Source organism: Catellatospora methionotrophica, from assembly GCF_011297335.1.
Lineage (GTDB): Bacteria > Actinomycetota > Actinomycetes > Mycobacteriales > Micromonosporaceae > Catellatospora > Catellatospora methionotrophica.
This window is the reverse complement of record NZ_JAAOTJ010000025.1, coordinates 33,203-46,252: the sequence shown is the minus strand read 5'-3', so window position 1 is coordinate 46,252 and position 13,050 is coordinate 33,203. Positions and strand designations below refer to the sequence as shown.

15 protein-coding genes are annotated in these 13,050 nt (G+C 72.5%); 7 read left to right on the top strand and 8 right to left on the bottom strand.

Going from position 1 to position 13,050, the window contains the following annotated elements:
* Window positions 1–15: 15 nt before the first annotated feature.
* Window positions 16–831 (bottom strand): DUF3097 domain-containing protein, encoded by an 816-nt coding sequence (locus tag HAV40_RS33720; RefSeq protein ID WP_166388341.1) that lies wholly within the window; start codon window positions 829–831, stop codon window positions 16–18.
* 90 nt (window positions 832–921) lie between these two features.
* On the opposite strand from HAV40_RS33720, the gene HAV40_RS33715 reads away from it, so the two are divergent.
* Complete coding sequence (locus HAV40_RS33715) at window positions 922–1,704, top strand: hypothetical protein (RefSeq protein WP_166388340.1); 783 nt, start codon at window positions 922–924, stop codon at window positions 1,702–1,704.
* A 115-nt stretch (window positions 1,705–1,819) separates the two neighbouring features.
* Here the strand turns inward: HAV40_RS33715 and HAV40_RS33710 are convergent, their stop codons facing one another.
* The 7 genes from HAV40_RS33710 to HAV40_RS33680 all read right to left on the bottom strand — a co-directional run bounded on the left by HAV40_RS33710 (window position 1,820) and on the right by HAV40_RS33680 (window position 9,079).
* Complete coding sequence (locus HAV40_RS33710) at window positions 1,820–2,635, bottom strand: HAD-IIA family hydrolase (protein ID WP_166388339.1); 816 nt, start codon at window positions 2,633–2,635, stop codon at window positions 1,820–1,822.
* Entirely contained in the window at window positions 2,632–3,672 is a 1,041-nt protein-coding gene (locus HAV40_RS33705) for a ferrochelatase (RefSeq protein ID WP_166388338.1), read from the bottom strand. The genes HAV40_RS33710 and HAV40_RS33705 overlap by 4 nt, the downstream gene beginning before the upstream one ends.
* A gap of 139 nt (window positions 3,673–3,811) precedes the next feature.
* On the bottom strand, window positions 3,812–4,573 hold the full coding sequence (gene fabI, locus HAV40_RS33700; RefSeq protein ID WP_409364920.1) for an enoyl-ACP reductase FabI: 762 nt from the start codon (window positions 4,571–4,573) through the stop codon (window positions 3,812–3,814).
* Between the two features lie 151 nt (window positions 4,574–4,724).
* Entirely contained in the window at window positions 4,725–5,438 is a 714-nt protein-coding gene (gene fabG / locus HAV40_RS33695; RefSeq protein ID WP_166388337.1) for a 3-oxoacyl-ACP reductase FabG, read from the bottom strand.
* A gap of 652 nt (window positions 5,439–6,090) precedes the next feature.
* Window positions 6,091–7,050, bottom strand: a complete 960-nt coding sequence (locus HAV40_RS33690) for a VWA domain-containing protein (protein WP_166388336.1) — start codon at window positions 7,048–7,050, stop codon at window positions 6,091–6,093.
* Window positions 7,047–8,018, bottom strand: coding sequence for a DUF58 domain-containing protein (locus HAV40_RS33685; RefSeq protein WP_166388335.1), 972 nt, complete (start codon window positions 8,016–8,018; stop codon window positions 7,047–7,049). Before HAV40_RS33685 ends, HAV40_RS33690 begins: the two co-directional genes overlap by 4 nt.
* On the bottom strand, window positions 8,015–9,079 hold the full coding sequence (locus HAV40_RS33680) for an AAA family ATPase (RefSeq protein WP_409364921.1): 1,065 nt from the start codon (window positions 9,077–9,079) through the stop codon (window positions 8,015–8,017). Before HAV40_RS33680 ends, HAV40_RS33685 begins: the two co-directional genes overlap by 4 nt.
* Window positions 9,080–9,367: 288 nt before the next feature.
* On the opposite strand from HAV40_RS33680, the gene HAV40_RS33675 reads away from it, so the two are divergent.
* The 6 genes from HAV40_RS33675 to HAV40_RS33650 all read left to right on the top strand — a co-directional run bounded on the left by HAV40_RS33675 (window position 9,368) and on the right by HAV40_RS33650 (window position 13,050).
* On the top strand, window positions 9,368–9,568 hold the full coding sequence (locus HAV40_RS33675) for a hypothetical protein (RefSeq protein WP_166388334.1): 201 nt from the start codon (window positions 9,368–9,370) through the stop codon (window positions 9,566–9,568).
* A 17-nt stretch (window positions 9,569–9,585) separates the two neighbouring features.
* The gene (locus HAV40_RS33670) at window positions 9,586–10,128 is read left to right on the top strand and encodes a PH domain-containing protein (RefSeq protein WP_166388333.1); all 543 of its coding nucleotides are present in this window, start codon (window positions 9,586–9,588) and stop codon (window positions 10,126–10,128) included.
* Window positions 10,125–11,537: a PH domain-containing protein gene (locus HAV40_RS33665; protein WP_409364922.1), complete on the top strand. Its 1,413-nt coding sequence runs from the start codon at window positions 10,125–10,127 to the stop codon at window positions 11,535–11,537. The genes HAV40_RS33670 and HAV40_RS33665 overlap by 4 nt, the downstream gene beginning before the upstream one ends.
* A gap of 8 nt (window positions 11,538–11,545) precedes the next feature.
* Window positions 11,546–11,710: a hypothetical protein gene (locus tag HAV40_RS33660; protein ID WP_166388332.1), complete on the top strand. Its 165-nt coding sequence runs from the start codon at window positions 11,546–11,548 to the stop codon at window positions 11,708–11,710.
* A 105-nt stretch (window positions 11,711–11,815) separates the two neighbouring features.
* Window positions 11,816–12,202 carry a thioesterase family protein gene (locus HAV40_RS33655; RefSeq protein ID WP_166388331.1) on the top strand — a complete coding sequence of 129 codons (387 nt, stop codon included), beginning with the start codon at window positions 11,816–11,818 and terminating at the stop codon, window positions 12,200–12,202.
* Window positions 12,199–13,050: an MBL fold metallo-hydrolase gene (locus tag HAV40_RS33650; protein ID WP_166388330.1), complete on the top strand. Its 852-nt coding sequence runs from the start codon at window positions 12,199–12,201 to the stop codon at window positions 13,048–13,050. The genes HAV40_RS33655 and HAV40_RS33650 overlap by 4 nt, the downstream gene beginning before the upstream one ends.

Genomic DNA, 13,050 nt, shown 5'->3' with positions numbered 1-13,050 from the left:
CTCCTGTGGCGCGGTCTACTCCTGCGGCGCGGTCACGAAGTCGATGAGCCGCTCCACCGAGTTGACCAGTGGCGTCTCCAGGTCGTGGTAGCTGTCCACGCGCGACAGCAGCCGCCGCCAGAACAGCGCCGGCTCCCCGACGCCGAGCGCGGCGCAGATGCCCTCCTTCCACGGGTGCCCGCGCGGCACGACGGGCCACTCCTCCATGCCCAGCCGCGACGGCTTGACCGCCTGCCAGACGTCCACGTAGGGGTGTCCGGCGATCAGGCAGTGCGGGCTGTCCACGGCCTGCGCCAGGCGGGCCTCCTTGGTGCCGCTGACCAGGTGGTCCACCAGCACCCCCAGCCGCCTGCCGGGGCCGGGTGCGAACTCGCGCACCGCGGCGGGCAGGTCGTCGACGCCGTGCAGCGGCTCCACCACGATCGCCTCGCCGCGCAGGTCGTCGCCCCAGATCCGTTCCAGCAGCTCGGCGTCGTGCAGGCCCTCGACCCAGATCCGGCCCGCGCGGGCGACCTGGGCGCGGGTCGGCGCGGCGGCGACCGATCCGGACGCGGTGCGGCGCGGCCGGGCGGGGGTGGCGGACGGCTGCGGGCGGCGCAGCGTGACCACCGTCCCATCCAGTAGGAAGGCGGCGGGTTCGAGGGGGAAGTGCCTGCGGCGGCCGTGGCGGTCCTCCAGGGTCACCGCGCCGTACTCGAAGCCCACGATCTCACCGCAGAAGCCGCTGCCCGCGTCCTCGACGACCATGCCCAGCTCAGCATCATGTTCGGGGGTCACCCGGTGGGGCTTGCGGCGGTCGAAGGAATCGAGCACATCATCGCTGTAGCGCATGCGACGGCACCCTAGTCCGCGCGCGCGTCATGCGCTCAATGACGCGCCGGTCCGGGACAAACCCCGGGAACAGCACGTACCCTGGTCGGCATGTCCCCCGCAGCGCAGGAGACCCTGACCACGCGCCGGTCCGCCCGCTTCGTCGCGTGGACCCGGGCCTGGCGCGCCGGACTGGTGTCCTTCGACGAGATCCTCGACGACCTGACCGCCGAGGAGGAGCAGCATGTGCGCGACCTTCCCGGCCAGTGGCGCGAGGAGGTCGAGCTGCGCGAGGCGCTGCCCGCGCTGGCCAAGCTGCACCCCGACGAGATCCGGCTGGTGCTGCCCGTGCCCGGCGACCCGCGCGGCCTGCCCGGCCCCGGCCCGTTCACGAGCCACGCCCTGGTCAGCGGCGAGGGCGTGGTCGCCTGCCGGCTCGGCCTGGTGCCGGAGACCCGGCAGCACACGTCCGGTTCCGGCGTCACCTTCACCACGGTGCTGTGGCGGGCGTTCGAGCTGCCCGAAGCCCCGAGCGCGCTGCTGCCGGGGGTGCGCGAGGCCGACGGCGCGCTGAGCCTGGCGCTGACCGAGACCACCACCCGGCTGGTACGCCTGGACGTCGCGCAGTGGCGTCCCGAGCTGGCCGGGGCGCTGCAGGCCCTGCGCAAACCCGACGCCGAGACCGACCTGCCCCCGGGCTACGACCCGAGGGCCCGGCGGCTCTACGCCCGCGCCTGCGTCCTCGACCGGGTGCTGAGCCTGGCTGGGCAGGCCGCGCCGGGCGGGGCGCTGAACAGCTTCGAGGCCCAGCAGCGCGACGACGCCCTGCGCCCCCTCGCCGGCGCCTGCCGAGCCGCCCTCATGGCCGCCTGCAACGCCCCCTTCGAGAGCTGACCCCCGCTTTTCCAATAGACGCTGGCCTATCACATCGAAAATGAGCGCCGATTTTTCGATGTGATAGGCCAGCGTCGATGCGAAACAGGGGTGGGGCGGGACCAGGTGGCCGGGGTCAGGCGGGCTGGGGTTCGGTGGGTTGCTCGATCGGCTGGACCTCGTCGATCAGGTCGGCGACGGAGTTGATGACCCGGGACGGGCGGTACGGGTGGCGCTCCACATCGGCCTTGGTGGCGATGCCGGTGAGCACCAGGATCGTGTGCAGCCCGGCCTCCAGGCCGCACAGCACGTCGGTGTCCATCCGGTCGCCGATCATCGCGGCCGACTCCGAATGCGCGCCGATCTTGTTGAGCGCCGAGCGCATCATCATCGGATTCGGCTTGCCCACGAAGTACGGCTCGATGCCGGTGGCCTTGGTGATCAGCGCCGCGACCGAGCCCGCGGCGGGCAGCGCGCCCTCGTTGGACGGTCCGGTCGCGTCGGGATTGGTGCAGATGAACCGCGCGCCCTTGTTGATCAGGCGGATCGCCGTGGTGATCGCCTCGAAGCTGTAGTTGCGGGTCTCGCCCAGCACCACGTAGTCCGGCTCGTAGTCGGTCATGATGTAGCCCGCCGCGTGCAGCGCCGTGGTCAGGCCCGCCTCGCCGATGACGTACGCCGTGCCGCCCGGCCGCTGGTCGGCCAGGAACTGCGCGGTGGCCAGCGCCGAGGTCCAGATCGCCGACTCCGGCAGGTCGAAGCCCAGCCGGGTCAGGCGCGCGTGCAGGTCGCGCGGGGTGTAGATGGAGTTGTTGGTGAGCACCAGGAACGGCAGCCCAGAGGCCCGCAGCCGGCCGATGAACTCCGTCGCGCCGGGCACCGGCTCACCCTCGTGGACCAGTACGCCGTCCATGTCGGTCAACCAGGCGGCGATCGGCTTGCGGTCGGTCATCGGGTTCCCTCTCTGTTGCTGCGCACCGGCGGCGGGCAGCAGTTGCTCGCACAGACATCCCAGTGTTCGAGCCTACCGAGCGCGGTCCGCTCCCGGCCGCCTGGTGCCATGCGCTCCAGCACGAGATCGCGCACCATCGCCACGAACCGCGGGTCGGCTCCCGGCGTGCCCGCGCGGGCGAATCCCAGGCCCAGCCGCCGGGCCGTCGCCGCGGCCTCCTCGTCGAGGTCCCACAGCACCTCCAGGTGGTCGGAGACGAACCCGATCGGGCTCACCACCACCTGGGTCACCCCCTCCTTGGCCAGCGTCTCCAGATGGTCGTTGACGTCGGGCTCCAGCCACGGCACGTGCGGGGCGCCCGAGCGGCTCTGCCAGACCAGGTCCCAGGCCAGGCCGGGCGCGCCGCGTTCGGCGACCAGCCGCCCGGTCTCGCGCAGCTGCGCCTCGTAGCGCCCGCCGGTCGGCCCGGCCGTCTCGGCCATGGCGACCGGGATCGAGTGCGCGGTGAACACCAGCCGGGTCGTCTCGTGCTGGGTCGCGTCGAGCGTCGACAACGCCGCGGTGACCGCGTCGGCGAACGGCTCGACGAACCCCGGGTGGTCGTGGAAGTGGCGCAGCTTGTCCACGAGCGGGGCACGCGGCCCGACCGCGGCCCGCGCCGACGAGATGTCCTGCAGGTACTGCCGGCACGACGAGTACGACCCGTACGCGCTGGTCGCCAGGGCCACCGCGCGCTCGATGCCGTGGTCGCGCATCTGGGCCAGGGTGTCGGCGAGCATCGGCCGCCAGTTCCGGTTGCCCCAGTACACCGGCAGGTCGAGCGCGTTGGCGGCGAAGTCGGCGCGGATCGCGGCGACCAGCTCGCGGCACTGCTCGTTGATCGGCGACACCCCGCCGAAGCGCAGGTAGTGCTCGGCGACCTCGGCCAGCCGCTCCGGGGGCACGCCGCGGCCGCGCGTCACGTTGTGCAGGAAGGGCAGCACTTCGTCCGGGTGCTCCGGTCCGCCGAACGACAACAGCAGGAAGGCGTCGTACATGCGTAAAAGGCTAGAACCCCGCCCGAAGGGCCCACACATCGCCCACCCCGGTCACCACTCAGGCCGCAACTCTTATGGAGTTGCGGCCTGAGAGTGTGCCGGTGCGCGCGACTGTTTAAGAGTTGCGGCAGGTGGGGGGCTAGGCGCCGAGCGCGTGGTAGCCGCCGTCGACGTGGATGATCTCGCCGGTGGTGGCGGGGAACCAGTCGGAGAGCAGGGCGCAGACGGCTTTGGCCGTCGGGGCGGTGTCGGTGAGGTTCCAGCCCAGCGGGGCGCGCTCGGACCAGGACTCCTCGAACTTCTCGAAGCCCGGGATCGACTTGGCGGCCATCGTGCGCAGCGGGCCGGCCGAGACCAGGTTGCTGCGGATGCCCTGGTCGCCCAGGTAGTTGGCGAGGTAGCGCGAGGCCGACTCCAGCCCGGCCTTGGCCACGCCCATCCAGTCGTACACCGGCCAGGCCACGGTCGCGTCGAAGGTCAGCCCGACGATCGAGCCGCCGTTCGGCATGAGCGGCAGGGTGGCCATGGCCAGCGCCTTGTAGGAGTAGGTGGACACGTGCAGCGCCGTGGCCACGTCCTCCCACGGGGTCTGCAGGAACGTGCCGCCCAGCGCGGTGGCCGGGGCGAAGCCGATCGAGTGCACGACGCCGTCGAGCCCGTCGACGTACCCGCGCACGTTGTCGGCCAGGGCCGCCAGCTGCTCCGGGTTCGTCGCGTCCAGCTCGATCACGGGCGCGGTGACGGGCAGGCGCTTGGCGATCCGCTCGACCAGCGACATCCGCCCGAACCCCGTCAGCACGACCGTCGCGCCCTGCTCCTGCGCGATCTTCGCCACGTTGAACGCGATCGACTGCTCCGTGATCACACCCGTGACCAGGATGCGCTTACCTTCCAGCAGCACGTCTACTCCCTTAATTCGATGATCACGGTGCAGGGGTGGCGACCCGCCGCCCCGCACTCCGCCAGTGGCTCGTCCCGGCGACCGCCTGGACGGCGGACCGCCGTGGACTCCCCACCGGCGGCCAGAAGTTCATGGTCGACCGCGTCAGGGGTCAGTGGCCCATGCCCAGGCCGCCGTCTACCGGGATGACCGCGCCGGAGATGTAGCCCGCGGTGTCGCCGGCGAGCCAGGTGACCACTCCGGCGACCTCGTCGACGGCGGCGATGCGGCCGGCGGGGATGGCCTTGCGGATCTCGGCCTTGCGCTCGTCGGTGAGCTTGTCGGTCATGTCGGTCTCGATGAAACCGGGGGCCACCACGTTCGCGGTGATGTTGCGGGTGCCCAGCTCGCGGGTGATCGAGCGGGCCATGCCGACCAGTCCGGCCTTGCTGGCCGCGTAGTTGACCTGGCCCGCGCCGCCGTAGAGGCCGACCACGGACGAGATGAAGATCATGCGGCCGAAGCGTCCGCGCACCATCTTCGTGCTGGCCCGGCGGGCACAGCGCCAGGCACCGGTCAGGTTGGTGTCGAGCACCCGGCTGAACTGCTCCTCCGACATGCGCATCAGCAGCGTGTCGTCGGTGATGCCGGCGTTGGCGACCAGCACCTCGACCGGGCCGAGCTCGTTCTCGATGGTGGTGAACGCCGCGTCGACCTGCGCCGCGTCGGTGATGTCGCAGGTGACGCCCAGGATGTCGGGGGCCGACGCGGGGTCGAAGGTGCCCCGGTGCGTGATCGCCACACGGTCGCCCTGCTTGGCGAACGCCTGCGCGATGGCCAGGCCGATACCGCGGTTGCCGCCGGTGACCAGGACGGTACGAGACACGGTCTTCTCCTTCGCGATCAGCTTGTTCCGCCTGAGCCTAGGGCGCTGCCCGGAAGGCGGCAGGTACGGGGGCGTGACTAAATCCGACTATAATCTTTGTGGAGGTCCGCCAAACGACTCGGTCGGGTGGACACGGAAACCCTGCCGGTACGGCTGATGCGGTCCACCATCGCCCATACGGTATGATCACGACGTTTGCGAGCTGGAATTCGGCCTAAGGAGGTGATCGCTATGCGAGATAGCGATCCTCCGAGTCATGGCCGGGTCCCGCGAGCCGTCGCGCGCTGACTCCTGCGCCTGACCTGCCTCGCATTCCCGCGCGTCCTCCCGCCAAAACCGAGCCGGTGCGTCTTCCACCGGCTGGGAGGCCTGCGCCTTGACCTGGTCATGACTCACACCCGCGTGTCCCTGTAGTTGCCTGCACAACACAGTCACCGGAGCCGTCATGAGCCGTTACCTCGCCCCGCTGGGCTTCACCCTCGCCGCGACCTGGGTCGGAGCCATCTTCCTGCTGGTCAGCCGCTGAGCCCCGGCAGTGCGCGCCCGCAACGCCGCCGGTGCGCCATACCCACCCGCGTGTGCTCTGCACCCGCCCGCGCAACACCTCAGACGGTTGCGCGGACGGGTGCAGAGCAAGCGTCTCCTGCCCACGTCAGGGCAGGCGCGAGGTCCACAGCAGGCTGAGCGCGCCCGCGCCCAGGCCCAGCAGCAGCGCCGCCGCCGCGAACCACTGCGAGACCTCCTTGGGCACCGTCTTGTGCCCGATCGACGAGCCCATGTCCTGGTACACCTGGGTCAACTCGGCCGCCGACGCCGCCTCGTAGAAGAAACCGCCGGTAGTCTCGGCCAGCTCGGCCAGGGCCTGCCGGTCCACCGGCACCCGCTGCAACTGGCCCGCGATGTCGACCATGCCCGCGTCGGTGCCGAACGCGATCGTGGTCACCGGCACGTTCGCCTCCACCGCCGCGACCGCCGCGTCCTCGATCGCCCGGCCGTACGTGCGGTAGCCGTCGGACAGCAGCACGATCCGCGCCGGTGGCGGCCCCTCGGCCCCGGCTCCGGGCACCGCCTTGATCGCGTCGAGCGAGGTGAACACCGCCTCGCCGGTCGCCGTCGCCTCGGCCAGTTCCAGCGCGTCGATCGCCTCGTTGACCGCCTCCCGGTCCTTGCCCGGCGAGACCAGCACGTTGGCCGACTTCGCGAAGGACACCAGGCCCAGGTTGTACGAGGTGGGAAGCTCCTGCACGAACTGCTTGGCCGCGTCCTGCGCGGCCTGCATCCGGGTCGGCTCCACGTCGTCGGCCTGCATCGACAGCGACACGTCGATGGCCAGGATGATGGTCGCCCGCTCCAGCGGCTCGTCGACCTCCACCGACGGCCGGGCCAGCGCCGTCACCAGTGAGAACAGCCCGGCCAGGAACAGCCCGGCGGCCACGTGCCGCCGCCAGCCCAGCCCGCGGGGCACCAGCGAGCGCAGCAGTTCCAGGTTCGCGAACGGCAGCGCCGTGTCGCGGCGGAACCGCCGCAGCAGGTGCCGGGCGGCGTACGCCCCGGCCAGCGCCAGCACCGGGATCAGTGCCAGCAGCCACATCGGATCCAGGAAACGGATCATCGGCTCCCCCCGCGGGAACGGCGGTGTCGTTGCGCGGCCACGAACCGCACCAGGTCGAGCAGCCAGTCGGAGTCGGTGCGCAGCCGTACCCGCCGTGCCCCGGCGGTGCGCACCGCGTCGGCGATCAGCTCGCGCTGCTGCTGCGCGGCCTGGGCGTAGCGGCGGCGCAGGTCACGGTCGCCGGTCTGCACCTCGTGCAGCGCGCCGGTCTCCGGGTCGCGCAGTTCGAGCACCCCGGCGGCGGGCAGTTCCAGCTCGCACGGGTCGAGCACCTCGACGGCCAGCACCTCGTGCCGGGTGGCGAGCTTGCGCAGCTGCCAGGCCCAGCGCTCGGGCGGGTCGAGGAAGTCCGAGATCACCACGGCCAGCCCCCGGCGGCGCGGCGGGCTGTTCAGCGCCTCGATCAGCGGGGCGAGGCTGTCGGCGGGACGCTGCCGGGCCCGCGCGGGCGCACCCTCGTCGATCAGGCGGGCCACCGTACGCAGCAGGCCCTGCGCCTCGCGGCGGCCGGGGCGGGCGGGCCTGCGGACCAGTTCCGGGCCGCCGGCGTTGATCACCGCGCCGACGCGGTTGCCGCCGCGCACGGTCAGGTGGGTCATCGCCGCGGTCGCCGCCAGCACCAGGTCGCGCTTGAGCATCCGGGCGGTGCCGAAGTCGAGGCTGGGCGACAGGTCCACGGCCAGCCAGGTCTCCAGTTCCCGGTCGGCCACGGTCAGCCGGACGTGCGGCACCGTGGTGCGGGCGGTGACCGGCCAGTCCATCCGGCGTACGTCGTCGCCCGCCCGGTATTCGCGCGACTCCCCCGCCTCACTGCCCGGTCCGGGCAGCAGACCCAGGTAGTCGCCCTGCAGCAGGCCGTCCAGGCGGCGGTTGACCAGCAGCTGCAGCCGCCGCAGCGCGGCCTGTCCCCCGGCCCGCTCCGGCGCGGTCGCCTGCCCGGCGACGCGCTCGGACGCGGCCGCGGTCATGTCGCCTGCTGGCGCGGGGCGACCGAGGGCAGCGGCACCGCCGCCAGCACCCGGCCCACCACGTAGTCAGCGGGGATCTCGTCGGCCAGCGCGTCGTAGCTGAGCACCAGCCGGTGCCGCAGGATGTCCGGGGCGATGTCGAGCACGTCCTGCGGCAGCGCGTAGTCGCGGCCGCGCAGCAGCGCCAGCGCCCGGGTGGCCCGGACCAGGCCGAGCGAGGCCCGTGGGCTCGCGCCGTACTGGATGAGCCGGGCGATGTCGGGCAGGCCGTGGTCGGCCGGGGCGCGGGTGGCCAGCACCAGCCGGACCGAGTAGTCGATCAGGGCATTGTGGACGAACACCTGGTCGGCGCGTTCCTGCAGGCCTTTCAGGGTCTCGGTGGACAGCACGGGCTCGGCGCGCGGCGGCGCGACGCCCATCCGGTACACGATCTCGCGTTCCTCGGTGTCGGTCGGATATCCCACCAGGATCTTCAGCAGGAAGCGGTCGCGCTGCGCCTCGGGCAGCGGGTACACGCCTTCCTGCTCGATCGGGTTCTGGGTGGCCATGACCAGGAACGGGTCCGGCACGGCGTGGGTGACCCCGCCCAGCGACACGTGCCGCTCGGCCATGACCTCCAGCAGCGCCGACTGCACCTTGGCGGGCGCACGGTTGATCTCGTCGGTGAGCAGGAAGTTGACGAACACCGGGCCCAGCTCGACGTCGAAGGTCTCGCTGCCGGTGCGGTAGATGCGGGTGCCGACGATGTCGGCGGGCACCAGGTCGGGGGTGAACTGCACCCGCGCGAACGTGCCGCCCACGACGGTGGCCAGGGTCTCCACGGCCAGGGTCTTGGCCACCCCGGGCACGCCCTCCAGCAGGCAGTGCCCGCGCGCCAGCAGCGCCACGAACATGCGCTCGATCAGCCGATCCTGGCCGACGATCACCTTCTTGACCTCGAACAGCGCACGCTCCAGCAGCGTCGCGTCCTGAGCGGGGGTGACGACCGTGGCGGGGGCGGCGTCGGCGCGGCCCGTGAGCTCGGGGCCGGCGGCGTTGTCGTAGGTGATGGGCTGCACCACGGCTCCTCGATTACCGACGGGTTCTGACCTGCCCCAGCCTCGCACGAACAGCCGACTTATGCGGCATAGTGCCGTAATTACGGCGAAACCATCAGGGGCGCTCGGCCGGTCGCGACGGCGAGTGTTTTCATCCGATCGGATGCCGTCGCACTCTTCCCTCCGCACCCGGCGCGTGGTTAATATTCGTGCGTTGCCGGGCGGCTTCCCCCGTGGCCGCCCGGCACGCCAAGCACCACCGCAGCCCGAGCCGAGCTCGGGCTTTTTCGCCGCCCCGGTAGGCTCCAGCACGTGTTAGAGGCCGGGGCTCCCCTGATCTGCTCGCGCAAGGGCTGCCGTGCCGCAGCCGTCTGGGAGCTGCGCTGGAACAACCCCAAGCTGCACGATCCCGAGCGGCGCAAGACCTGGCTCGCCTGCGGCGAGCACCGCCAGACCCTGGCCGACTTCCTGTCCGCGCGGGGCTTCCTGCGCGAGACGCTGCCCGTGGCCTGATCGTCTATCGTCGGAACGTGACCGAGCCGCGCCCCGAAGCAGTCCTGCACACCGCGTCGGCCGACCCCGCGCGCAGCGCCCTCGACCCCTGGCCGGGCGAGGTCACCTGGCGTCCCGTCTCGGCCCGGCTGGTGGGCCTGGAACTGACCAGGATCGCCATCAGCACCGCCGTGATGCTCGCCGTCTGCGCGGTGCTCTGGTTCCTCACCGGTTCCTGGTGGGCCGTGTCGGCGGGCGTCGTGGTGCTCGCGTTCACCGTGGTGCGCGGCGTGGTCGGGGTGCGCGCCGCCCGCTCCTACGGCTACGCCGAGCGCGAGCGCGACCTGCTGGTCCGGCACGGCCGCATGGTCCGGCACCTGTCCATCGTCCCGTACGCCCGCATGCAGTTCGTCGACGTCGTCGCCGGGCCGCTGGAACGCGCCTTCGGCCTGGCCACCGTGCAGCTGCACACCGCCGCCGCGGCCTCCGACGCGACCATCCCCGGCCTGGAGCCGGCCGAGGCCGCCCGCCTGCGCGACCGGCTCGCGGCGCTCGGCGAGGACGCCGGTGAGGGCCTGTGACCACACCTGCGACACCGCCTGATCCTCCGGCGCCCGCCGGGCCGGAGCAGCCCGCCATCGCTGAGCCTCCGCACGCCCCGGTCGTCGGGCCGGGGCAGCCGGTGCTCGGGCGACAGCGGCTGCACCCGCTCAGCCCTGTGCTGAAGAGCGTGCGCACGCTTTTCCTGGTCGTCGCCGCCGTTTCGTGGCGCGGCCTGCAGAACCTCGGGGCGGACAGGTACGCCCTGGTGCTGCTCGGCCTGCTGGTGCTCGTACTGCTCTACTCGGCCGTCGCCTGGCGCTTCACCGGTTACGAGGTGGTCGGCCGGGAGCTGCGCATCCACGAGGGCGTGCTGTTCCGACGCACCCGCGCGGTGCCGCTGGAGCGGCTCCAGTCGATCGAGGTGGTGCAGCCGGTGCTGGCCCGCCCGGCCCGGCTCGCCGAGCTGAAGCTGGACGTCGCCGGTGCGGGCAAGGCGGAGGCCCCGCTGGCGTTCCTGCCGCTGGCCGAGGCCGACGCGCTGCGTACCCGCCTACTGGCGCTGGCCAGCCGCACCGCTGCCCCGGCCGCCGAGACCGCCGCGCCCGAGGCGGCCCGGCCCGAGGAGCCCGACCTCTACCGGGTCGACAACAACGACGTGGTGGTCAGCCAGTTCCTGACCCCGCCGGTCATGTTCACCCCGCTGGCCGTCCTCTACATCGTCGGCCAGCTGGCCTTCAACAGCGACTTCGGCGTCTTCGCGGTCGCCAGCATGGTCACCGCGGTCGCGGGCACCATCGGCGCGCCCGTGATGCGCATCCTCAACTTCTGGAACTTCCGGATCGGGCGGGCCGCGCAGGAGCGCCTGCGCATCCGGCACGGGCTCCTGGAGACGCGCAGCCAGGTGGTCGGCGCGCAGCGCATCCAGTCGCTGGCGGTGACCTGGCCGCTGCTCTGGCGCGGCAAGGGCTGGCTGCGGGTCACCCTCGCCGTCGCGGGACAGAACGCGGTGAGCGCCGACGGCCAGCAGAGCCGGGCCGAGACCGACCGGCTGCTGCCGGTGGCGACCGTCGACACCGCGCGGGCGATCATCCCGCTGGCCCTGCCCGGCCTGGACATCACGGCGCTGCGCCTGTCCCCGGTGCCCGACCAGGCCCGCTGGCTGGCTCCGCTGCGCCGCCGGGTGCTGGCGGCGGGACTGACCGAGCACGCGTTCGCCACCGTCGACGGCCTGCTGACCCGCCAGCTGACCGTGGTGCCGTACGCCCGGATCCAGAGCGTGCGCGTCACCGAGGGTCCCTGGCAGCGTCGCCTCGGCCTGGCCACGGTGTACGTCGACGTCGCCGGGTCGACCCCGGCCGCGGCGGCGCACCGCCCGCTCGCCGAGGCCTTCACCTGGGCCGACGAGCTCACCACCCGAGCCCGCGCGGCCCGCGCCCTAGCCGTGTGAGGAGACCGATGACCGCTGAGGACAGACCGGCGCACTGGGTCGTGTGGCGGCAGGACGACAACGGCAACCGGTACGAGGTCCGCCGGTGCGAGAGCCGCGAGGAGGCCGACGCGCTGGCCGCCGAGATGGAGGCCCGCGGACACAAGCAGCTCTATTGGGTCGCGGGGCGCTGACCGGCATGATCACCTCCAATGTGTACGTGCCGGAGCACGCCACCCCGGCGGGTGACCCCAGCCGGGCGGGTGCGGGTGGCCGGATGTGCGCCTAGGCTGTGGCGCATGCAGCAGCTCACGGCAGGCCTGACGGCGAAGGTGCAGTTGACGGTGAGTGACGCGGACACGGCGCAGGCGCTCGGCTCGGGTGACGTCGGCGTGCTCGGCACGCCGCGGGTGGTCGCGCTGGTGGAGGCGGCCACGGTCGCGGCGACCGCGCGGGTGCTGGAATCCGGGCAGACCACGGTCGGGACGCGTGTCGAGCTGGATCACCGGTCGCCGACGCCGGTAGGCCGTACCGTGGTGGCGGAGGCGCTGCTGACCAAGGTCGACGGCCGCAAGCTCACCTTCGAGGTGACCGTGCGCGACGGCGAGGCGGTGGCGGCGGAGGGTCGGGTGGAGCGGGTGCTGGTGGACCGGCACCGCTTCGTGGAGAAGGCGACGGGGGCATGACGGAGTTCACCGAGCTCGCCGACGGGGTGTTCGTGCTGGTGTACCCGTACCTGCGGGTCAACTGCACGCTGATCACCGGTGAGACCGGCGCGCTGCTGGTGGACACGCTGTCCACCGAGGCCCAGGCCCGGGAACTGGCCGAAGCCGTGCTGCGGGTGACCGCCAAGCCGCTGGGCATCGTGAACACGCACTTCCACTTCGACCACTGCTTCGGCAACGCGACGCTGGCCGGGCCGGCGACCCCGATCTGGGGGCACCGCGAGTGCGTACGCGAGCTACGCGAGCACGGCCGCCAGTGGCAGCGCGCCTGGGAACAGGAACTGCTCGCCGACGACGAGCACGTCGCCCGGGAGCTGGGCCGGGTGACGCTGCGCGCGCCGGACAGCCCGGTGGAGCGCGAGGAACTGATCGACATCGGCGGCCGCCAGGTGAGCCTGGCCTGGCACGGCCGCGGCCACACCGCCGGTGACCTGGTGGTACGCGTCGACGACGTGCTGGTCGCCGGTGACCTGGTCGAGGAGGGCGCCCCGCCGGGGTTCGCCGACGCGTACCCGCTGGACTGGCCGGAGACGCTGCGCGCGCTGGCGCGTACGGTCGGGCCGGACACGGTGGTGGTGCCGGGCCACGGTGAGCCCGTCGACCTCGAATTCCTGACCATGGCCCATGACGAGCTGGCCGCCCTGGACTGGCTGATCCGCGAGGCGCACCGCGACGGCGGCGACGTGGCGAAGGTGGCCGCTGCCAGTTCGCTGGCCCGCTGGGGCGAGGCCGGGCTGCGCGAGGCCGAGCACGCGGTCCGGCGCGGCTACGCCCAGCTGGACGCGGCCACGCCGAACACGATCGGCTGA

Excerpts from the sequence above, each read along its gene's own strand:
- HAV40_RS33720 (WP_166388341.1), bottom strand. The coding sequence starts at position 831 with ATGCGCTACAGCGATGATGTGCTCGATTCCTTCGACCGCCGCAAGCCC.
- HAV40_RS33705 (WP_166388338.1), bottom strand. The coding sequence starts at position 3,672 with ATGTACGACGCCTTCCTGCTGTTGTCGTTCGGCGGACCGGAGCACCCG.
- HAV40_RS33660 (WP_166388332.1), top strand. The coding sequence starts at position 11,546 with ATGACCGCTGAGGACAGACCGGCGCACTGGGTCGTGTGGCGGCAGGAC.
- HAV40_RS33685 (WP_166388335.1), bottom strand. The coding sequence starts at position 8,018 with ATGACCGCGGCCGCGTCCGAGCGCGTCGCCGGGCAGGCGACCGCGCCG.
- HAV40_RS33690 (WP_166388336.1), bottom strand. The coding sequence starts at position 7,050 with ATGATCCGTTTCCTGGATCCGATGTGGCTGCTGGCACTGATCCCGGTG.
- HAV40_RS33650 (WP_166388330.1), top strand. The coding sequence starts at position 12,199 with ATGACGGAGTTCACCGAGCTCGCCGACGGGGTGTTCGTGCTGGTGTAC.
- HAV40_RS33655 (WP_166388331.1), top strand. The coding sequence starts at position 11,816 with ATGCAGCAGCTCACGGCAGGCCTGACGGCGAAGGTGCAGTTGACGGTG.
- HAV40_RS33715 (WP_166388340.1), top strand. The coding sequence starts at position 922 with ATGTCCCCCGCAGCGCAGGAGACCCTGACCACGCGCCGGTCCGCCCGC.
- HAV40_RS33710 (WP_166388339.1), bottom strand. The coding sequence starts at position 2,635 with ATGACCGACCGCAAGCCGATCGCCGCCTGGTTGACCGACATGGACGGC.